The organism is Candidatus Pseudothioglobus sp. uisw_142, assembly GCF_059512465.1.
Window position 1 is genome coordinate 332,077 of sequence record NZ_CM183452.1, and the last position, 19,380, is coordinate 351,456.

Consider the following 19,380-nt stretch of genomic DNA (forward strand, 5'->3'; position numbering starts at 1 on the left):
GAAAGCATAGAGCAATAGAAAATTACATACCAATAAATATAAAGTTATGAAAAATAAATATATCGAATCTGAGAAGTTTCTATGTCTAAGCGCCTAAATATAATTCGAAAAGATATTTTAAGTGAAGATTTAAACCGACCCAACTGGATTAATCAACAACATAGATCGATTAATATGGATTGGCTGGATAAGAATGAGTGTGCTGATCCAGAAATGAATAAAATAGTTTCACAATCTTTGTCAAAAATTTCATTTGAAGCTGTATATAGCTATCCAGAGCTTGATATACTTTATGGGAAAATTGCAAAATTTTCAGCAGTGCTTCCAGAAAATGTGCTTTTGACTGCTGGTTCTGATGGCGCTATTCGAGCTTGCTTTGAATCTTGCATTCATTCAGGAGATCGAATTATTGCATCCCGACCTACTTTTGCAATGTATGAAGTCTATTCGAAAGTGTATGGTGCTAAAGTCAAATGGCTAGATTATGAAAAATCTAAAGATGGTCCTATTCTTCAAGTTAATAGGGTTATTAATGCAATCAACGAAATAAAGCCAAAAATGGTCTGTTTGCCCAATCCTGATAGCCCTACTGGTACAGTTTTTTCCAATTTAGATCTAAGAAAAATTGTTGATGCAGCTTCGAATATTGGGGCATTAATGCTTATAGATGAGGCTTATCATCCATTATATAAAGAGACTGCTGTACCATGGATTTATGAGTGTGAGAATTTAGTAGTTGTCAGAAGTTTTAGCAAGGCATGGGGAGCAGCTGGCCTTAGAGTAGGGTATGCATTGGCAAATAAAGAGTTAATAGCTTTACTTCATAAACAAAGACCAATGTACGAGATAGGCAATGTTTCTGCTAAGGCAATTGAAATACTAATGGATCATGAAAAAGATATGTTGAAATCTGTAGATAGAATTAATTTAGGTAAAATTTTTTTCCAGGACTCTATGAAGGAATTAGGACTTTCATCTTATGAAAGCTATGGTAATTTTGTACATGTAAGGTTTGGAAAGTATGCAGAAGATATTCATAAGATTTTAGAAGGAAAAGTTTATTATCGTAAAGACTTCAATAATACTTGTTTACAGGGTTATAGTCGATTTTCAACAACTACTAAAGAAAAGTTTAAGCCGATAATAGAGTCTATTACTAATGTAATAAAAAAAACGGAGCAAGATTAAAATGAAAGTTTATAGAGTTGCTGTTATTGGCTGTGGAAGAATTGCAGGGCATAATTGTAGAGCTATTATAGAAACTAAGGGTCTTGAGTTAGCAGCAGTTTGTGATTTAGAAATAAAAAAAGCCAATGAATATCGAGACGAGTTTAAGGTTCCTGCATTCTCAAATTATCATACAATGCTTAAAAAAGTTATTGATATTGATATAGTTGCAATTGTTACACCATCTGGAATGCATTTTGAACATAGTTTGGATGTAATGAAAACTTACAATAAACATATTATTGTTGAGAAACCAACATTTATGAAGCCATCTCAATTGAATGAGGCTTATTCAGTTGCTGAAAAGTTAGGTTTGAAAATCTTCCCAATATTTCAAAACAGACATAACCTTGCAGTTAAGCGTGTTAAAAAAGCATTAATTAGTGGTGAGTTAGGCAATATTAGAGTAATTGGTGTTCGTGTTCGATGGTGTCGGCCTCAACGCTATTATGATATGGCGCCCTGGAGAGGGACTTTATCTCATGATGGAGGTGCTTTAACGAATCAAGGCATTCATCATGTGGACCTATTAAGATACCTAGGTGGTGAGGTAAGCCAGGTAAATGCAACTATGAGAACATTAGGTGCAGAGATTGAGGTGGAGGATACGATTGTTTCTAGTTTTAAATATGAAAATAATGCGGTTGGTAGTCTTGAGGTGACAACATCTGCCAGGCCTGATGATTTTGAAGCATCGATTTCTATTGTTGGTTCAAAAGGTTTGGCTCAAATTGGAGGTATAGCTGTCAACGAGTTACAAATATTCACTCCAAAACCTAAAGATTGTGAAGTATTCAGCGAAGATTTTTCTGATTGTGTTTATGGAGAGGGCCATAAATTGTTGTACGAAGATATATATTCCTCAATTTCTAATGGAACTTCTTATTCTGTTAGTTATTATGACTGCCTTCAGTCGATTCGATTATTACATGCATTTTATCGTTCAGACGAAAAAAGTAATTGGCAAAAAGTTGGTGAAGATGGTGAATCATATCGCTTAGGGCAAATAAATGAAGAGATTTCTAACTTATACAGGACGTTAAAATGAGGAAAATTGTTGGTGTAATTCCTGCCCGTATGGGCTCTGGACGGTTTCCAGGTAAGCCACTTTATAATATTGCAGGCATGCCCATGTTAGAGCATGTTTGGCACCGAGCAAATATGTATGAAAAATGGGATGAACTTATAGTTGCTACTTGCGATAAAGAAATTAAAGAATTTGCAGACTCAAAAAAAATACCATGTGTAATGACATCTGATCAACATGTTCGTGCTTTGGATAGGGTTGCAGAAGCAATTGAACAGATAGATTTTGAAGTTAATGAGGATGACATCGTATTGAATGTTCAGGCTGATGAACCTATGCTTAGACCAGATATGATTGCTGCAACAGTAAAGCCAATGATTGATGATCAAGATGTAAAAGGGGTTGTTTTATCTATGCCAATTAATGATAAAGAGCAATTTTATGACCCTAATACGCTAAAAATTATTCATAATATTAAGGGTGATATTCTATATACTTCGCGTGCCCCAATTCCATATTGTAAAGAATGGACAATAGACCTAGATGCTAAAAGAATTTATGGTATTTTTGGATTTCAATGGAGTTTTTTAAAAAAATTTACTTCAATTCCAGAATCACCATTAGAGTTAGTTGAAGCTTGTGATAGTAATCGTTTATATGATAATGGATTGACGCAAAGGATGGCAATTTACCCTTATGTTGATTCTTTTGCAGTCGATACTCCTGAAGATGCTGAAAAAGTAGAAGCCTACATAAAAGAAGACCCGTATTGGAGAAAATATAATGAACAATAATCCTGAATCATGGAATCAGCCTAATGTCGTGAGTTTTTTTGATAGCCACCGTATAACAACGTCAGATGTTTATCCGTCAGAATGGTTTTTCTTAAAAGACCAGTTAAAAGAAGGTATGAGTATATTAGATATTGGATGTGCACAAGGCGGTTTTGGAGGTATTATTGCTGAGCATCTGAAAAACTTTACCTATACAGGCGTTGATATTAGTGAGGATATGATAACTAAGGCTAAAGCTAAATATCCACAACATACTTTTCATATTGTTAAAGAAAATGATTATTCAAAAGTTACTGGAATTTTTGATGTGTCGCTTGTTTTAGGGATACTTCATTTACATGAGTCTTGGAGAGAGACTATTCAAGTTGCCTGGAATCATACTAAATCAAGTTTAATTTTAGATTTAAGGGAAATCTCTCAAGAAACAGTTGAAGATAAGAATAAATCATACTTTACAATGAATATTAATGGAAGTAATGAAGGCTACTCAGAGGTACTTCCATATAATCTTATTAATTCAGGAGAGGCTTTAGAAATTATTAAATCAATTTGTGATGGAGCAAAAAAAATTTCATTTTATGGATACTCACAGGAGCCAGCAAAGACTGCAGTTACTCCAGTAGATAATATTTATGCATCAGTTTACATGGTTCAGAAGGAGAGTAAATGAAAAATAATATTACAACTCCAGAGCAGGTAAAACCTAACTTTGCCAATGTAAAAAAACGCTGGGAGATTCTTCTTTCAAGATATAAAAATTCAGATGGAACTCTGAACTCTGAATATGTTGTTGATGTTGATTGTCCTCACTGCAAATCAAAAAAAAATAAAGATTCTTTTGAGTTAAATAACTTTTGGCATCATACATGTATAAATTGTAATTGTGTTTATGTAAGTCCAAGATTAAATGATATAGCTTTGGAAGAATTGTATTCTGATGAATACTATTCTGAAATGTTTAGTAGGGCAATGATTCCTTTTTTTAATAAACGAAAAGAACTTATTGGGCAATCAAAATATTCACAAGTGATAAGCTCTTTAAATTTGGTAAGTCAAAAGCAGAAAGAAACTTTACGCATTTTAGATATTGGCGCAGGCATTGGAGAAGTACTATCTATTTTCAGAGATAATGGTCACAGATGTGAGGCTATTGAAGTAAACCCTATTGCAATTGATCATCTAAAGGGATTAGATATTAATGTATTTGAAGATAGCTTTTATAATTATAAATCAAATGAAAAGTTTGATGTAATTATGGCCTGGGGAGTTATTGAACATGTGACAAATCCATCATTATTCATGGAAAAAGTCTACTCATTATTAAACAATTCTGGTGTTTTTGTTTCAGAAGTTCCTCACTCTCAATCGTTATTAGTGGACTACTGTAGAAAGACTGGAAATGATCCTCTAAGAATATTACAGGGAGAACAACATATCATATTATATTCAAATAAAGCGTATGTTGATCTTCATGAGCAGTCAGGCCTAAAGTTACATAAAGTTCAGACAAATGGCCTAGACCTTTCAACAATAATTGGAATAAATGATAAGAAATTAGACTATGAGGTTGTCTCTGATATTCAAAACTCTTTGGATGACTTCATGTTTGGAGACTTATTGCGGGGCTTTTGGCATAAATGATTTCTAAAAAACTAAAGGTAGGTATAGCTGGCTATGGTGTAGTTGGTAAGCGAAGAAGAGAATGTGTTGATAACAATAAATATTTAGAAATTGTAGCAGTTTGTGACCAAATATTTTTGGATGAATTTTCAATAGTTGATGGTATTCGTGGTTACAAAAACTATAGGAAGCTTCTTGAAGAGGATCTTGATATTCTAATTGTATGCCTAACAAATGATATTGCGCCTGAGGTTACCATTGCTGCACTTAATCTAGGGCTTCATGTCTTTTGTGAAAAACCTCCTGGTAGAAATGTAGCTGATATTGTTAAAGTGATAGAGGTTGAAAAAAATAATCCAAATTTGAAGCTGATGTATGGCTTTAACCATCGTTATCACCTATCAGTTAAAGACGCTCTTAAAATAGTTCATTCTGGTGAATTAGGAAAGATAATTAATATTCGTGGAGTGTATGGTAAAGCTAAATTGATAACCTTTAATCAGCCTGATTGGAGAACTAAACGTGAAATATCTGGTGGTGGAGTTCTTCTTGATCAGGGTATACATATGATTGATCTCATGAGACTATTTTGTGGAGAATTCGAAGACATTCATAGTTTCGTTTCAAATACACATTGGGGATATAATGTTGAGGATAATGCTTATGCTATAATGAAAACTACTAATGGGATTGTTGCAATGATGCATTCCTCTGCCACCCAATGGAGGCATAGGTTTAATTTAGATATTAATCTTGAAAAAGGGAGTGTCATTTTAGGAGGGATATTATCTGGAACTAAAAGTTATGGTGCTGAGACTTTGACAGTTGTGAAAGCTGACCCAGATAATGATTTAGGTGATCCCATGGAGCACATAACTAGATACAATAAAGATCCTTCATGGTGTGCAGAGATTGATGAATTTGTAAATTGTATAGTATCTGATAAGAGCATAGCCAGTGGAACCTCAGACGATGCCCTTCAAACAATGAAATTAGTTTTTCAAATATATTATTCTGATTCACACTGGAGAGATAAGTATGACATTCAAAATCCTAATCAATAATTAGAAATTTTAGAATATGAAAATTAAACCTTTTGTAGTAGATTACCTAGATAGGCTAAAAATTATTTTAGATCAAATTAATCCTAATATCATAAGTGATATTGTTGATACTCTTGAGCAAACTTTAGTCGAAAAATCAAGAATTTATATTATTGGAAATGGAGGTAGTTCTGCAACTGCATCTCATATGGTTAATGACCTAGGATCAGGCCTTAGGAGAAGGGATATCATTAATTTTGATGTTTTAAGCCTAGGAGATAATAGTCCTGTTGTAACGGCAATTGCAAATGATATTGGCTATGAAAATATTTTTTTTATGCAATTAAAAGGATTAATTAAGCCAAAAGATGTAGTTATTGCTATCTCTTGTAGTGGCGACTCTCCAAACATTATTAAAGCTGTAGACTATGCCCAAAATCTAGGATGTAAGATCATAGGTATTACAGGTTTTGATGGTGGAAAGCTTAAATTACTATCGGATATTAATTTTCATGTAGATGCTCCAAAAAATGAATATGGACTTGTTGAGGATACTCCATATGATTCTTGATCATATTATTTATTCATACTATAATCAAAAATAATTATTTTATTTAGTATGGATTTATTAGAATTATCAAAAAATGCAGTTACTCTAGGCCTTAAAAAATTATCTATCTTAGATAAAAAAAATGTTAAAGAATTTAAATTTTCTACTGAGGTTCCAAGAGAAGTAAAGTCTGATGCTGATTTAATAATTGAGAAACTATTGATAGATGAATTATCCATATCAGGCTTAGATATTATTAGTGAAGAAACTGGACTAGTGAAGTCAAAAAATGTCTCAAATTTAAGGTTTATTATTGATCCAATTGATGGAACTGTAAACTTTTTACGAGGTATTAATGAATGCTCTATTTCAGTAGCTTTATTTGACGGCAATAAACCGATTTTTGGGTACTGGGATCATATCCTTCTTGTGAAATAGCTTGGGGTGGAAAAGATATTGGTTCTTTTATTGCAGGTGTGCCGATAAATGTTTCATTAATAAAAGATATAAAGAAAGGGGTTTTGTGTACAGGTTTGCCATCTAGATTTGATTTTAATGCAACTTCAATTCAAGAGCAGATTTTTATTATGGAAAGCTTCAATAAAGTTAGAATGTTAGGCTCTGCATCGCAATCTTTACTCAAGCTAGCTCAAGGCTCAGTTGAGGCATACTATGAAAAAAACATTATGATTTGGGATATAGCGGCTGGAATTGCAATAGTTGAAGGAGCTGGAGGAGAATTCATTATCAATAGCATTCAAGATTATAATTTTCCAATAGAGGTCATAGCTAGTAATAACCTTTTGAATCTGTCATTATTAAAAGCAAAATGAAATCATTAGCTGTTGCCTCTCGATCTTTTTCAAAGCATCCAATTCTTCGTGATGAGGTTATAAAACGATATCCAGATGCTAAATTCAATGATGAAGGTTTGTCATTAAAGGGAAGCTCACTTATTAAATTTTTGCAAGGCTATGAAAAAGCAATAACTGCCCTAGAAACTATTGATGAAAATATTTTAGCAAACTTACCCGATTTAAAAGTGATTGGAAAGTATGGTGTTGGGTTAGATATGATTGACTTAAAAGCAATGGAAAAATTTGAAGTGAAACTTGGATGGAAGGGAGGTGTAAATAAACGCTCAGTTTCTGAATTAGTTATTTCATTTGCTATATATCTTCTTCATAGAGTAGCATTTGCAAATGCCGAGGTAAGAAATGGTAATTGGTATCAAGTTAAAGGTCGCCAATTGTCAGAATGCACAGTTGGTATTATTGGATGTGGGCATGTTGGGAAAGATTTAATTCAATTATTAAAACCTTTTAAATGTAATATTCTTGTTCATGATATTTTAAATTTTCAAGATTTTTACAAAAAAAATAATGTAAGACCAGTTGATTTAGAAGAATTGCTGCAACAATCTGATGTAGTAACACTCCACTTACCATTAGATACAACAACTATTAATATTCTGAATAAAGAGCGTCTTTTAATGCTGAAAAAGGATGCAATTTTAATTAACCTTGCAAGAGGAGGCTTAATAGATGAAGATGCTTTGAAACAAATATTAATTAAAAATAAGATTGCAGGTGCAGCGCTTGATGTTTTTAATGTTGAGCCACCTATAAATTCAGATTTTGCATTTATGGATAATGTAATTGTTACACCTCATATTGGTGGTAGCACTGAAGAAGCAATTTTGGCGATGGGTATGGCAGCAATTCATAGTCTGGATAACGCACAAGCTCCTTAGATTGTCTTTGCAAATAAGAATGAGTATTAATAGCTTAAATATAAAAGCTCCCAATGAGTTCTGAGTTGGAACTGCTTATATCTGATCTTGAGACTAAAACTGAAGATACTTCATGCGATGTATTGCACTGGAGCATTTATTTAAATTCTGAGTCAGTCAGTGTTTTTTCTCTTCCTGTAATAGTCGAAGAAAATGCCGAGCGATTTAAGAATCAGTATCTTAGTCTAATTTATGACCTTGGAAATAAAAAAGTTAATGGTCAAAGGATAATTGATAAATTGGTAATTCGTAAAAACTTTAGTTTTTGGTGGATGACTCTTTTTGTAGAAAAAAATAATTATGCTAAATCACCTCAAATTGATGACATTATAAAATTAATGGCTTTGGAACATTTTTTTAAAACAAAGAAATATAAGAAACTGAAGCTTATATCTTCTAATAAAGATCTCTCAACATCAATTTCTTTACTAGCTAAAAAATTAGAGGTCGACTTTGAATGTCATATAAATCGAACATCTAAGTCTGACTTAAAAAATATAAAAAATCTGTTTCAAATGCTTCCAAATATTATTAAATCACCTATATGGCTTATCCATTATCTATATTCTAATTGGGCTTTGAAAGGTATTGGTGTTGAAGAATGGAGAAATACAAATGCCACTTCTACATTTGTTTCTTACCTTTTTAATTTAGTTCCACTTGCAGTGAAAGAAGGTCGTTTTGAAAGCCGCTATTGGACTTCATTGACTGATTTATTGGATGATAATCTTTATCCTTCAAATTGGCTTCATATATACGTAAAAGATAATGTGTTGCCTTCTGCAAAAAAAGCTCGTGCTTTTATTCAAAAGCTTAATACTAAAAAACCAAGTTATCAAGTTCATGTTACGCTTGCATCATTTTTGAGCATTCAGGTTGTGTCTAGCACCTTAAGAGATTGTTATAAGGTCTTTAGATTAAATAGTTTAGTTAAAAGTCATATTAAATTAACAAGTGGCTATCTCTGGCCATTATTCTATAAGGATTGCAAAGACTCAATGACGGGGATTCCTGCTACAAGTAACCTTTTATTTTTTAATCTATTTGAAAAGGCAATGTATGAGTTACCTAGGCAGAAAAGAGGTTGTTATTTGCAAGAAAATATATCATGGGAGTTGGGTTTTATTTCTGCTTGGCAATCAGCCGGGCATCAGAAGAATTTAATTGGCTTTCCACATGCAGCAGTTAATTATTGGGATTTGAGATATTTTCTTGATCAACGAAGTTATAAAAATAAAAGTCCAAATAATATTCCGCTCCCAAATTTTGTTGGAGTAAATGGTGATATATCTAAGCAAATGTATTTATCTGGTGGTTATCCTAAATTAGATTTGATTGAAGTGGAGTCATTACGTTTTCTTTATCTTTCTAATTTTTTAGCAAGTCAAAATAAAAAAGAGCTTAAAAGAACTAAAGAAAAAGTCGTTCTTGTAGCTGGAGATTATCTTAGAAAAAATACAAATAAACAGTTTAATTTGCTTTCAACAGCAATGTCAGATATTGATCAATCATTTCGTTTTATTATTAAACCTCATCCAGCGTGTCCAATAGATATGAAGGATTTTCCAAGTATACGTGGTGAGTTGTCCTACAAGCCAATTCAAGAATTGATGAAAATTAGTGATATAGTTTATACTAGTTTGGTAACAGCAACTGCTGTTGAAGCTTATTGTGCAGATCTTCCAGTTATTTCATTTTTAGATGGAAAAACTTTAAATGTGAGTCCATTGAGAAATTTCAAAGGTGTATACTTTGTGACCAATCCGAAGAGTCTTGCTAAAGCCATCAATACTCTAAATAAAAATGGCTCAGATCAAGATAAAAATTACTTTTATCTTGATTCAAGTCTACCTAGATGGCGTAAATGGCTCAATATTGATTCTAATAAAGTTAAAAAAATAGTTAAAGAAAATGCAAGTTTTTAAGAGTTTCAAAGGAAAAAAAATCTTAGTAACTGGCCATACTGGTTTTAAAGGGACTTGGCTTTCAATTTGGCTAAATCAATTGGGTGCCAAAATTTATGGTGTCTCATTGGATATTCCATCCAATCCATCTCACTATATCGAAACAAATTTATCAAGTCATATTGAGGATCACAGGTTTGATGTTCGAGATGCAGAATCACTTTCTAGATTAGTTCAAAGAATTCAGCCTGATTTTGTTTTTCATTTGGCAGCACAAGCTTTGGTCCGAAACTCATACTTGAATCCTCTAGAAACTTTTTCGATCAATGCACTGGGCTCAGCTAATCTTCTCGATTCTTTGAGATCTTTAGACAAAGATGTCGTTGCAATTATGATTACCAGTGATAAGGCATATGATAATGTTGAGTGGGTATGGGGTTATCGAGAGACTGATCCACTAGGTGGAAAAGATCCATATAGTGCTTCTAAAGGTATGGCTGAACTTGCGATTAGGTGTTATGTAGATTCATTTTTTAACAATCAAGACTCAAATGTTAGGGTTGGTATCACACGTGCTGGAAATGTTATAGGTGGTGGTGATTGGGCGATTGATCGAATAGTTCCAGATTGTATGCAAGCATCGGCAAAAAGCCAAACTGTTGATATTCGTAGCCCCCATGCTACAAGACCATGGCAACATGTTCTTGAACCATTAAGTGGATATTTATGTTTAGCTGAAAACTTATATAAGAGTAATCAGAATCATGGAGAGGCCTATAATTTTGGCCCTTCATCCTATCAAAACTATCCAGTAAGTAAATTAATTGATGAAATGTCAAAATATTGGGATAAAGTTAAATGGAATGATGTTTCTGATAATAGTTTGCATATCCCTGAAGCAGGCTTATTAAAGTTAAATTGTGATAAAGCTTTGTTTGATTTAGAGTGGCATTCTGTTCTAAATTTTGAGGAGACAGTTAAAATGACTGTTGATTGGTATGTAGAGTTCTATAAAAATAAAAACCGATCAATGCTCGACTTTTCATCTAGTCAAGTCCAATCATATATTAAATCAGCTAAATCAATGAATCTCTCTTGGAGTAAAGATGATTAAAGGTGTTATTGTTTCTCCTTTAAATTTGATTGATACGCCTGGTGGATTTGTAATGCATGCAATGAAAGAAACTAGTATAGGGTTTGCAGGATTTGGTGAGGCTTATTTTTCCCAAGTTCATAATGGTTCAATTAAGGCTTGGAAGAGGCATAAGGAGATGACTCTTAATATAGTTGTCCCAATAGGGGAAATAAAGTTTGTTTTATTTGATGATAGAAATGGCTTAAGGCAATTTCAAGAGATTATTATTTCGAGAAATAATTATTGTAGGTTAACAATACCACCAATGATTTGGCTTGGTTTTCAAGGACTTTCTGTGGATACTTCAACTTTGCTTAACATTGCTAATATAGAGCATAATCCAAAAGAGGTAGATAGATTGGAAATAGAAAAAATATTTTTTGATTGGGAAAAAAATATATGAAAGTAATAATTTTGGCTGGTGGTTATGGAACTCGATTAAGTGAATATACTAAATCTATACCTAAACCGATGGTAACAGTTGGTGGGAAACCAATTTTATGGCATATTATGAATACTTATGCTAGCTTTAATCATAATGATTTTTATGTTGCCTTAGGATACAAAGCTGAAATTATAAAAGATTTCTTTTTGAACTATAAAACTCTGAATTCTGATTTTACAGTTGATTTGTCCAGTGGTAATATCACAGAACATAACCAAGATAATATTGATTGGAATGTTACACTCGTCAATACAGGGCTAAATTCAATGACTGGAGGAAGAGTCAAAAGAATGAAGGACTATATTGGTAATGAATCTTTCCTTCTCACATATGGCGATGGCTTGGCAGATATAGATATTAATTTATTAATTAAGTTTCATAAAAACCATGGAAAGATGGTGACGGTTTCAGCAGTTCATCCTGGTGCGCGCTTTGGAGAGTTAAGTCTAGATGGTGATATAGTGACTTCGTTTAAAGAAAAACCTCAAACATCTCAAGGTTGGATAAATGGAGGATATTTTGTAATTGAGCCTGAATTCTTTGAGTTAATTGATGATGACTCAACTATTCTCGAGCAATCTCCTCTTGAGAGAGCGTCTCAGATGGGAGAACTCATGTCTTTTCAACATAATGGTTTTTGGCAGTGTATGGACACTAAGAGGGATCGTGATTATCTTGAGTCACTTTGGAAATCGAATGATGCGCCATGGAAAACTTGAATGGAATCCAATAAAAAACTTCTTGTTGTTGGAGGTACTGGATTTATAGGCTCTTATTTGGCTAATGAAGCATATTCTCGAGGCTATGAAGTAACAATTCTTTCCTTAAATAATAATAAGTTAAATCAAAATAATTTGGATGTTGAGTTTTTGTTTGCTGATATTACTAATTTAAAAATGCTCTCAGATGTTCTTCATAACAAGTTTTTTAATCATGTTGTCAATTTAGGTGGATACATAAACCATTCTAGCTTTTCAAAAGAGGGTGGTAAAATTTTTGATGTTCACTTTATGGGTTTATATAATCTAATTAAATGTACAAATCATAATGGACTAAAAAGTTTTATCCAAATTGGAAGTAGTGATGAGTATGGCTCTAATAATGCGCCTCAAACTGAAAATCAAAGAGAATTGCCTATTTCTCCATATTCTGCTGCAAAAACTTCAGCAACATATTTATTACAAATGTTAAATAGAACAGAAAACTTCCCAGCAGTTATTCTGCGTCCTTTCCTAGTATATGGTCCAGGTCAAGATAAGGGGAGGTTTATCCCTCAAATTATAAATGGATGTTTAGCAGATAATGAATTTCCAGTTTCACAAGGTGGACAATTGAGGGATTTCTGTTATGTAAGCGATTTTGTAAGTGCCATTTTTTCTTCATTTAACAATAACAATGCTTATGGAGAGGTTATAAATATTGCATCTGGTAAGCCAGTTTTAGTGAAAGAAGTTGTGAGTTTAATTCAGAAAATTATTGGAACTGGATTTCCTAAATTTGGTCAAATTCCCTATAGAATTGAAGAAAATATGAAGCTATATGCAGATATTTCAAAAGCAAATAAATTACTTAACTGGAGTCCAAAAATTTCTTTAAAGAGAGGATTAAAAATTACTATAGAATTTCATCAAAGAAGTAAATAGATTATTAGTGCCAAAATGAATCCTAAATCTAATACAATCAATAACTATATTCCTCTTTTTTTGGAATTATTTTTTCACTTATATTCAGAATGAATAAAGAGTTTGTTTTTAGTAATGCTGCTACTAAAAGAAGAGTATCTGGCTCTGAAGATGACTTGAATTGATTTCATATCATATGAGTTATTCAAATAAAAAATTATTAATTTCAGAATTTGATCAAGGTTTATTTGAAAGATTTATTCTGAGTATGCATAGATTTCTTGGTTATGAGGTATTAATATTCTCTAATTCGAATAAACCAACTAATTTAGGTAAATATAGATGCCATAACTATAGCAAATTAAGTAATTATGATTTCTCTATTTTCTTTCATAGAAAAGCAGAATGGTCTGAGAGCCTGTATTGGGAAGTTTTTGCACACAAAGATGCCAACCTAAAAGATACTGTCGAAGTAATTAAGTACCGTATTTTAATTAAAGATATTATTCAAAGGTCAGTTGGAAGCTTTGATGATTTGATGTATTTGGCTGAGTTAAAGAAAAAAAAATATAATCATGTTAAACTCAGATGTAGCTGGAATCTTGTAAGGTCAGAAACTTTAAAAAAATGCATTGTAAAAAATGATATTTTTGTTAGTTTTTCTTTTGTAGGAGCTTTTCTTGAGCTTATTCGAAAAAAAAATATTAAACTAATTTCGTTGACAAAAAAAACTTTCAGTCTCTTTAGGGGCAAGTCGGAGTCAAAATCTGATTTTAAGAAGAACTCTTCAAAAGTAATTTTTTTTCCTCACAAGGGAATTTCTTTTGGTGACAGCTTTCAAAAAGATTATTACTACAGTGGTGAGTCATCTTCTCCATTAAACAAAAATAATATTTTGCATCTAGAATATAGTGCGTTCGACTCTTCGATTGAAAAAAACTATGTAGCAAATAAATTAGAATTCGATTTTATTAAAAAGCCTAAGATAATAGATTTATTAAAATTTTTGTTTTTTAATAAAAACTTAAAGTTAAAAAAACTATCACAAGATCTGAATTGGAATATTTTGTCTTTTAAAGCAGATATTCTATTTATAACTTTAAATATAGTAGCTGAATTTTTAGTTGATTTCTATATTAAGAAGCTATCAGTATATTCTGATTGTAAATTTGCCCTTATAGGTTACGATGTTTTATTTCCAAAAGAGATTTCTTTAGCTCTTCTAAAGTTAAAAATAGAGACTATTGCTATTCAGGAGCGTTATACACTTCCTCATGCTGGTAATTATAATGTTCTAGTTGATTACTACTTTGTTTGGGGCTATCAAACAGAAAAAATGATTAATCAATCAATTGGCGAATCTTATATTGGAAAATATATAATTACAGGGCCACCAAGGTCAGATAAGATAAAAAGAGAAAATAATAAATTACTCAACAATTCTAGAAAAAAGTATATTGTTTATTCTAATGCACCTGAGAGCAATATCTACATAAATAACAATGTACTATTAAATAGCTGGGTAAATATAAATGCTCTCCTTGAAGATGTATTGTTGCTCGCAGAAAAGCATACTGATTGTGATTTTATAATTAGGTCAAAACATACTGGTTGGAATAAAATTAGTTATTTTTCCAAGATCTTACTAGATTTAAGTCACAAAAAGAATATTGAAATAGTAGATGATTATGATACTTTTGATATTTCCTACTCTCTTCTTAAAGATGCCCATGGTGTTATTGGGCATCATACATCTATTGCTGATGAGGCAATGTGCTATGGAATCCCAGTTTTATTCCATGATTTTGGACCTTACGCAGAAAGTATTTATGCACAAAATTATAATTATGGAGACTTAGATATTTTTACTAAATCTTCAGAAGATTTTCAAACAAAATTTATTAAATTTTTCAAAGATAATCAATATCCTTCTGAGTTTCAGCACTATGTAGATAAAACTTTTGGAGATTTAGGAGACAATTCTGTAATGAAAAGGATTAGTTATTCTCTCAATGAAATTATAGGTGAAGTTTAAAAATGCCTGATACTTGTATTTTCCTTCAAGCACGAATGGATAGTAGAAGACTTCCTGGAAAATCTTTGATGAAAATAGCTGGATTTCCCATTTTTGTCTTATCTGCTCTGCGAGCGAGAAATACTGGAATCAGAGTTGTAATAGTTACTTCAACCGAATCATCGGACGATTCACTTTTTCAAGAGGCTTTATCTTATGGGCTAGAATGTTTTCGTGGGAACCTTAAAAATGTACTGCTTCGATTTAAAGAGGCTTCTGATTATTTGAAACTTGCACAGGATGATATCATCATTCGTCTCACTGGCGATAATGTTATTCCAGACGGCAGATTGATTGATGAGCATGTAAGCTTTTTTATTAAAAATAAAAACATAGATTATATTGGTGCAGACTATCCAAATGACAATTTACCTTATGGAGTAAATGTTGAACTATTTCAAGTAAGCTCATTGGAAAAGGCTTTTATTAATGCTTCTAGCGATTTTGACTTGGAACATGTAACACCATGGATTAAACGTCATAGCAATTGTAAAGGTTTGTCACCGTATATTCCATTTGCTCAAAAGCCTTATTTAAACTGCAAGCAAAGTTTAACTATTGACACTCTTGATGATTTAGAGTTGATGCGTTCTTTTTTTGAAGAAGTAGACGAACCTTTAAAAGAGTCTTGGTTTAAAATAGCCCACAATAAACTTTAATTAGACAATAATTCAAATGAAAACCTTTTTTAATAATAATCGAAACTCTTTTTTCGTTCAGTTTATATTTATTGTTTTTTTGATCTCGTTATATTTATACTCAGATCCAGAGTATGTAAGTTCAGTTACAATTGAACCTGTTATTGGTAAAGAGACAATAATTTCTAAAAATGGCGCTAAATTAGCAGCTCTTTACACTCCCAGTTATTCAAAACAGTTATATCTTCAAGAGCTAGCCAATAAAGATTCAAGATTAAAAATATATAAAGAATTTCTATCAAAAAATGAAATTACTTGTAAAAATAGTCCCAAAATTCAATTTCATGAAAAGAATGATAAATCTTTCCCAATTAGTGGGCATTTTACAAAAATTACAGTCAAGAGTAGCTGTGTTGACTTTGTCCAAAACTTTGTAACTTATCTTTCGAATGAAGTTCATAAAAGAGTTGTAACAAAAATTCAAAATATGGAGAATCAATACCTTGAAAATGAACGTCAAGAACTTCTCTTACACAACAATTATGACATGCTCGATTTGGAAGCTTTTTTTGCAAATAGAAAGGAGATATTGCAAAAACTAATTCCACTTCTCAAAAAACAAGACAATGAATCTAGTCTTAATGAATTAAATTTAGTCGAATTGAATAAATATGAAACTTTTTCCAGTAAATTTAATGGTGATGTTGACTCTGTAAAAATAAATATTACAATCCCACTAAGTCGCTCTGCTGCACAAGCAGAGCTTGATTTTCTATCATCGATAACTGACTTAAATCTAACTTCGATGGGATTTGTAAATAGAACCGCTGCTATTGAAAGATATAAAATCAAACATGATTTTTCTAATTCTAAACTTATTAAAATTTCAGATGTGGAGCAAGAAAAGATTTCAAATATGAATTTTTATATAGTAGTTTTTTTAATATTCCTTATTCTAAGTATTGGTTTTATTTTTATTCTTCTTAATCAATACAAATATCATTTAATTGAATCACAACAAGCATAAAACTTTTTTTTTAGATGCTAAATATAACTACTTATTATAAGAATAATAAAGCTGTTGTTATTAAGTTGGTTCTAATAACATTTACAATTGGTATTTTTGATGCAGCAGGCATTTTTGCCATTATTCCTTATGTAGATGTAATGTTTGGTCAAGAAAATCAGCATTCTGAGTTTGTTTCGAGAATTTTTATTTTTTTTCCAATTCTGCAAGATAAGACTAACATCACTCTTTTTTTTCTTAGTTTTTATTTAATCAGGGGATTAATTTTAGCCGCTTTAATTCACTCAATGCAGATGATATTTGCTACAACAAACGCTAAATTACTTTCTGAACTTTATCATTTTTGTTTTGATTCGGATGTATATTCTCAAGAACAATCTTCAAAATTGATTCGAATTCATACTCGAGATTCACTTGTTTTTTTGTACGCCTTTCTAATTCAGGCTAGTGTACTCATAACTGAATTAATAATTTTTGTATTTTTATTTTTTGGCATAATTTTTTACCAGCCAGAGGCTATTTTGCTTTTTCCAATAATAGTTTTTTTGGTCTCATTAGGTTACTATTTGATAAAAAAGAGAGTTTCTATTTGGTCAAAAGAAGTGCAAACATATGATTCAAGAATGATTAAATATATCCAGGAGTCTCATAAAGCACATGATGAGATATCAGTGTATCAATCCTTTTCAGGATTTAAGGATAGAATAGAAAATGTTTTTATACGAAAGACATTAGCATACAGTAAGACTGAAAGTTTGATGCAAATGCCAAGGATTATGCTAGAAACCATCCTTGTTGTGTTAGTTGTTTTTACTATCTATTATATTACTCAAATATATTCTGGAGTCATTCAGCAATCTGTAGCTATATTTATTATTTTAGCTGGCTTTAGGTTTCTTCCAATGGCAAATAGAATCACTCAGAGTTTGGGATGGTTTAGAAATGGCTTGGTAGCCTTAGAAGAATTAAATAGGATTTTCAAATATCCAAGGCGTAATTTCCAAAGAAATATCTCAAAAAACAATGCTAGTTTTGAATCAGCAAGAACTTCAGTTGTATTAAAAAATGTTGTAAGCAATATTTTTGAAAAGAAGAAAAGAGAATAAAAAGCTACATAATTTTGATATAAATTATGGTGAACTTACTTGCATAATTGGTGAAACGGGATCCGGAAAGACTACATTGTTAAAACAAATAGCAGGTGTTATTGATGTGCAAGGGCAAATTATTTTTAAGTCGGTCAAACAAGATAGCAAGGAAAGTCCGACTGTATCCTATGTGCCTCAGGCTCCAAGTATCATTAATGCATCTGTGAAGAGTAATATAATTTTCTTTAGAAATACCATTAGTGATATTGATGAAATAAATGAAGCTTTATCTGTGGTTAAGTTGAAGAAAAGGGTATTAACTTCGGATAATGGTGTTGAGACTATTTTGAGTGAATCTGGAAGCAATTTATCTGGTGGGAGAAAAATACAGAGTCTGTTTAGCTAGAGCTTTATTAAATAAACCACATATATTGATTATGGATGAGCCAACATCATCTTTGGACAAAACAACGAGTATTGAAGTTATTCATAATTTAAAATCTTATTTGCCAGATGCTGCGATTATTATTTCTAGTCATGATGAAGATATTATTAAAATTTCAGATAAGGTAATAGCACTATGAATATTAAAGATAAGCCCAAATTTCTATTTTTTAAGAGAATTGTAAATACATTTTTTTCACCTAAAATACATGGGCGCTTTAACAAAGGTAATGCCTTCAAAGGTAATATTGGTAAAAAGAAATTAAATAAAATTGAACTTTTTTTTCATAAAATAACTCACAGACTTGGTTTTTTCCAAGCATGTATTCAGCAAAATTTTGGGTTGATTTTAAAAAGGATGGCGATAGAGGTTATACGACCTATGAAGATTGATGATAAAGCTCTTTTTTCTTATTGAAAATTTAAAAAAATTGATTTCAAATAAAAACATACCAATACTTGATATTGGTTGTAATGTAGGAAGATTTCTAAATGTTTTAGCTAAGGATGGATGTACTAATTTGACAGGTATTGACATAAATCAACTTGCTATTAATGATTCTTATGGCGTCTATCCTGATTTAGTAGGCAAGGCTGAAATGAAATGCGACACTATTCAAAACTTTTTGGTTAATGCAAAAGATAATGAATTTGAGTTAATCTATACTATGGGAGCAACTGTAGAGCTTGTTCATCCAACATTTCCACTTGTGAAAAAACTTACTATGGTTACTAGCAAGTACGTTTGTTTATTGGTAAATGAAAGGGAACTTTATGCCAGATTCTGGGAAATTGAATTTAGAAGAAATGGTTGTAAACTTCTTTGAAAGAGCCATTTAGTCACTTTGAACAAACAGGGGAAATTAAAGAAGTATTATATGTTTTTGAAAAGAATATTTAAGTTTTTTAAATTTAGGCAAATAAGTTGATTCTTCATATCTTATCTAATT

General features: G+C 31.5%; 23 protein-coding genes. All 23 read left to right on the top strand.

Translation table 11 applies throughout. The features are described 5' to 3' along the window. Positions 1-81 precede the first annotated feature (81 nt). The 23 genes from AC5YGB_RS01705 to AC5YGB_RS01815 all read left to right on the top strand — a co-directional run bounded on the left by AC5YGB_RS01705 (position 82) and on the right by AC5YGB_RS01815 (position 19,257). Positions 82-1,188, top strand: coding sequence for an aminotransferase class I/II-fold pyridoxal phosphate-dependent enzyme (locus AC5YGB_RS01705; protein ID WP_496137560.1), 1,107 nt, complete (start codon positions 82-84; stop codon positions 1,186-1,188). A 1-nt stretch (position 1,189) separates the two neighbouring features. Further along, positions 1,190-2,275: a Gfo/Idh/MocA family protein gene (locus AC5YGB_RS01710; RefSeq protein ID WP_496137561.1), complete on the top strand. Its 1,086-nt coding sequence runs from the start codon at positions 1,190-1,192 to the stop codon at positions 2,273-2,275. Continuing rightward, positions 2,272-3,048: a 3-deoxy-manno-octulosonate cytidylyltransferase gene (locus AC5YGB_RS01715; RefSeq protein ID WP_496137562.1), complete on the top strand. Its 777-nt coding sequence runs from the start codon at positions 2,272-2,274 to the stop codon at positions 3,046-3,048. The genes AC5YGB_RS01710 and AC5YGB_RS01715 overlap by 4 nt, the downstream gene beginning before the upstream one ends. Further along, positions 3,038-3,718: a methyltransferase gene (locus tag AC5YGB_RS01720; RefSeq protein ID WP_496137563.1), complete on the top strand. Its 681-nt coding sequence runs from the start codon at positions 3,038-3,040 to the stop codon at positions 3,716-3,718. Before AC5YGB_RS01715 ends, AC5YGB_RS01720 begins: the two co-directional genes overlap by 11 nt. Then, entirely contained in the window at positions 3,715-4,689 is a 975-nt protein-coding gene (locus AC5YGB_RS01725) for a methyltransferase domain-containing protein (RefSeq protein ID WP_496137564.1), read from the top strand. The genes AC5YGB_RS01720 and AC5YGB_RS01725 overlap by 4 nt, the downstream gene beginning before the upstream one ends. Next, positions 4,686-5,732, top strand: coding sequence for a Gfo/Idh/MocA family protein (locus AC5YGB_RS01730; RefSeq protein WP_496137565.1), 1,047 nt, complete (start codon positions 4,686-4,688; stop codon positions 5,730-5,732). Before AC5YGB_RS01725 ends, AC5YGB_RS01730 begins: the two co-directional genes overlap by 4 nt. Before the next feature lie 16 nt (positions 5,733-5,748). Beyond that, positions 5,749-6,282: an SIS domain-containing protein gene (locus AC5YGB_RS01735; RefSeq protein ID WP_496137566.1), complete on the top strand. Its 534-nt coding sequence runs from the start codon at positions 5,749-5,751 to the stop codon at positions 6,280-6,282. A 48-nt stretch (positions 6,283-6,330) separates the two neighbouring features. Then, the gene (locus tag AC5YGB_RS01740) at positions 6,331-6,699 is read left to right on the top strand and encodes an inositol monophosphatase family protein (protein ID WP_496137567.1); all 369 of its coding nucleotides are present in this window, start codon (positions 6,331-6,333) and stop codon (positions 6,697-6,699) included. Further along, complete coding sequence (locus tag AC5YGB_RS01745) at positions 6,696-7,094, top strand: inositol monophosphatase family protein (protein WP_496138001.1); 399 nt, start codon at positions 6,696-6,698, stop codon at positions 7,092-7,094. The genes AC5YGB_RS01740 and AC5YGB_RS01745 overlap by 4 nt, the downstream gene beginning before the upstream one ends. Beyond that, positions 7,091-8,014, top strand: a complete 924-nt coding sequence (locus AC5YGB_RS01750; RefSeq protein WP_496137568.1) for an NAD(P)-dependent oxidoreductase — start codon at positions 7,091-7,093, stop codon at positions 8,012-8,014. The genes AC5YGB_RS01745 and AC5YGB_RS01750 overlap by 4 nt, the downstream gene beginning before the upstream one ends. Positions 8,015-8,067: 53 nt before the next feature. Further along, positions 8,068-9,978 carry a TIGR04326 family surface carbohydrate biosynthesis protein gene (locus tag AC5YGB_RS01755; RefSeq protein ID WP_496137569.1) on the top strand — a complete coding sequence of 637 codons (1,911 nt, stop codon included), beginning with the start codon at positions 8,068-8,070 and terminating at the stop codon, positions 9,976-9,978. Further along, a complete protein-coding gene (gene rfbG, locus AC5YGB_RS01760) occupies positions 9,965-11,071 on the top strand; it encodes a CDP-glucose 4,6-dehydratase (protein ID WP_496137570.1) in 1,107 nt (368 codons plus the stop codon). Before AC5YGB_RS01755 ends, rfbG begins: the two co-directional genes overlap by 14 nt. Next, a complete protein-coding gene (locus AC5YGB_RS01765) occupies positions 11,064-11,495 on the top strand; it encodes a cupin domain-containing protein (RefSeq protein WP_496137571.1) in 432 nt (143 codons plus the stop codon). Before rfbG ends, AC5YGB_RS01765 begins: the two co-directional genes overlap by 8 nt. Beyond that, positions 11,492-12,256, top strand: coding sequence for a glucose-1-phosphate cytidylyltransferase (gene rfbF / locus AC5YGB_RS01770; protein ID WP_496137572.1), 765 nt, complete (start codon positions 11,492-11,494; stop codon positions 12,254-12,256). Before AC5YGB_RS01765 ends, rfbF begins: the two co-directional genes overlap by 4 nt. Next, entirely contained in the window at positions 12,257-13,180 is a 924-nt protein-coding gene (locus tag AC5YGB_RS01775; protein ID WP_496137573.1) for an NAD-dependent epimerase/dehydratase family protein, read from the top strand. 517 nt (positions 13,181-13,697) lie between these two features. Further along, positions 13,698-15,194, top strand: a complete 1,497-nt coding sequence (locus tag AC5YGB_RS01780; protein WP_496137574.1) for a hypothetical protein — start codon at positions 13,698-13,700, stop codon at positions 15,192-15,194. A gap of 2 nt (positions 15,195-15,196) precedes the next feature. Then, positions 15,197-15,892 (top strand): cytidylyltransferase domain-containing protein, encoded by a 696-nt coding sequence (locus AC5YGB_RS01785; protein ID WP_496137575.1) that lies wholly within the window; start codon positions 15,197-15,199, stop codon positions 15,890-15,892. Positions 15,893-15,908: 16 nt separating this feature from the next. Continuing rightward, complete coding sequence (locus AC5YGB_RS01790; protein WP_496137576.1) at positions 15,909-16,898, top strand: hypothetical protein; 990 nt, start codon at positions 15,909-15,911, stop codon at positions 16,896-16,898. A 14-nt stretch (positions 16,899-16,912) separates the two neighbouring features. Next, positions 16,913-18,004: an ABC transporter ATP-binding protein gene (locus AC5YGB_RS01795; RefSeq protein WP_496137578.1), complete on the top strand. Its 1,092-nt coding sequence runs from the start codon at positions 16,913-16,915 to the stop codon at positions 18,002-18,004. Then, positions 17,982-18,392, top strand: coding sequence for an ATP-binding cassette domain-containing protein (locus AC5YGB_RS01800; RefSeq protein WP_496137579.1), 411 nt, complete (start codon positions 17,982-17,984; stop codon positions 18,390-18,392). Before AC5YGB_RS01795 ends, AC5YGB_RS01800 begins: the two co-directional genes overlap by 23 nt. 31 nt (positions 18,393-18,423) lie before the next feature. Then, positions 18,424-18,570 (top strand): hypothetical protein, encoded by a 147-nt coding sequence (locus AC5YGB_RS01805; RefSeq protein ID WP_496138033.1) that lies wholly within the window; start codon positions 18,424-18,426, stop codon positions 18,568-18,570. Continuing rightward, the gene (locus tag AC5YGB_RS01810) at positions 18,567-18,848 is read left to right on the top strand and encodes a hypothetical protein (RefSeq protein ID WP_496137580.1); all 282 of its coding nucleotides are present in this window, start codon (positions 18,567-18,569) and stop codon (positions 18,846-18,848) included. The genes AC5YGB_RS01805 and AC5YGB_RS01810 overlap by 4 nt, the downstream gene beginning before the upstream one ends. A 13-nt stretch (positions 18,849-18,861) precedes the next feature. Then, positions 18,862-19,257 carry a methyltransferase domain-containing protein gene (locus AC5YGB_RS01815; protein WP_496137581.1) on the top strand — a complete coding sequence of 132 codons (396 nt, stop codon included), beginning with the start codon at positions 18,862-18,864 and terminating at the stop codon, positions 19,255-19,257. Positions 19,258-19,380 lie beyond the last annotated feature (123 nt).

Bases quoted from the DNA above. Each gene is read 5' to 3' on its own strand.
- AC5YGB_RS01705 (WP_496137560.1), top strand. From the start codon at position 82: ATGTCTAAGCGCCTAAATATAATTCGAAAAGATATTTTAAGTGAAGAT.
- AC5YGB_RS01710 (WP_496137561.1), top strand. From the start codon at position 1,190: ATGAAAGTTTATAGAGTTGCTGTTATTGGCTGTGGAAGAATTGCAGGG.
- AC5YGB_RS01715 (WP_496137562.1), top strand. From the start codon at position 2,272: ATGAGGAAAATTGTTGGTGTAATTCCTGCCCGTATGGGCTCTGGACGG.
- AC5YGB_RS01720 (WP_496137563.1), top strand. From the start codon at position 3,038: ATGAACAATAATCCTGAATCATGGAATCAGCCTAATGTCGTGAGTTTT.
- AC5YGB_RS01725 (WP_496137564.1), top strand. From the start codon at position 3,715: ATGAAAAATAATATTACAACTCCAGAGCAGGTAAAACCTAACTTTGCC.
- AC5YGB_RS01730 (WP_496137565.1), top strand. From the start codon at position 4,686: ATGATTTCTAAAAAACTAAAGGTAGGTATAGCTGGCTATGGTGTAGTT.
- AC5YGB_RS01735 (WP_496137566.1), top strand. From the start codon at position 5,749: ATGAAAATTAAACCTTTTGTAGTAGATTACCTAGATAGGCTAAAAATT.
- AC5YGB_RS01740 (WP_496137567.1), top strand. From the start codon at position 6,331: ATGGATTTATTAGAATTATCAAAAAATGCAGTTACTCTAGGCCTTAAA.
- AC5YGB_RS01750 (WP_496137568.1), top strand. From the start codon at position 7,091: ATGAAATCATTAGCTGTTGCCTCTCGATCTTTTTCAAAGCATCCAATT.
- AC5YGB_RS01755 (WP_496137569.1), top strand. From the start codon at position 8,068: ATGAGTTCTGAGTTGGAACTGCTTATATCTGATCTTGAGACTAAAACT.
- rfbG (WP_496137570.1), top strand. From the start codon at position 9,965: ATGCAAGTTTTTAAGAGTTTCAAAGGAAAAAAAATCTTAGTAACTGGC.
- AC5YGB_RS01765 (WP_496137571.1), top strand. From the start codon at position 11,064: ATGATTAAAGGTGTTATTGTTTCTCCTTTAAATTTGATTGATACGCCT.
- rfbF (WP_496137572.1), top strand. From the start codon at position 11,492: ATGAAAGTAATAATTTTGGCTGGTGGTTATGGAACTCGATTAAGTGAA.
- AC5YGB_RS01775 (WP_496137573.1), top strand. From the start codon at position 12,257: ATGGAATCCAATAAAAAACTTCTTGTTGTTGGAGGTACTGGATTTATA.
- AC5YGB_RS01780 (WP_496137574.1), top strand. From the start codon at position 13,698: ATGTATTTGGCTGAGTTAAAGAAAAAAAAATATAATCATGTTAAACTC.
- AC5YGB_RS01785 (WP_496137575.1), top strand. From the start codon at position 15,197: ATGCCTGATACTTGTATTTTCCTTCAAGCACGAATGGATAGTAGAAGA.
- AC5YGB_RS01790 (WP_496137576.1), top strand. From the start codon at position 15,909: ATGAAAACCTTTTTTAATAATAATCGAAACTCTTTTTTCGTTCAGTTT.
- AC5YGB_RS01795 (WP_496137578.1), top strand. From the start codon at position 16,913: ATGCTAAATATAACTACTTATTATAAGAATAATAAAGCTGTTGTTATT.
- AC5YGB_RS01805 (WP_496138033.1), top strand. From the start codon at position 18,424: ATGGATGAGCCAACATCATCTTTGGACAAAACAACGAGTATTGAAGTT.
- AC5YGB_RS01810 (WP_496137580.1), top strand. From the start codon at position 18,567: ATGAATATTAAAGATAAGCCCAAATTTCTATTTTTTAAGAGAATTGTA.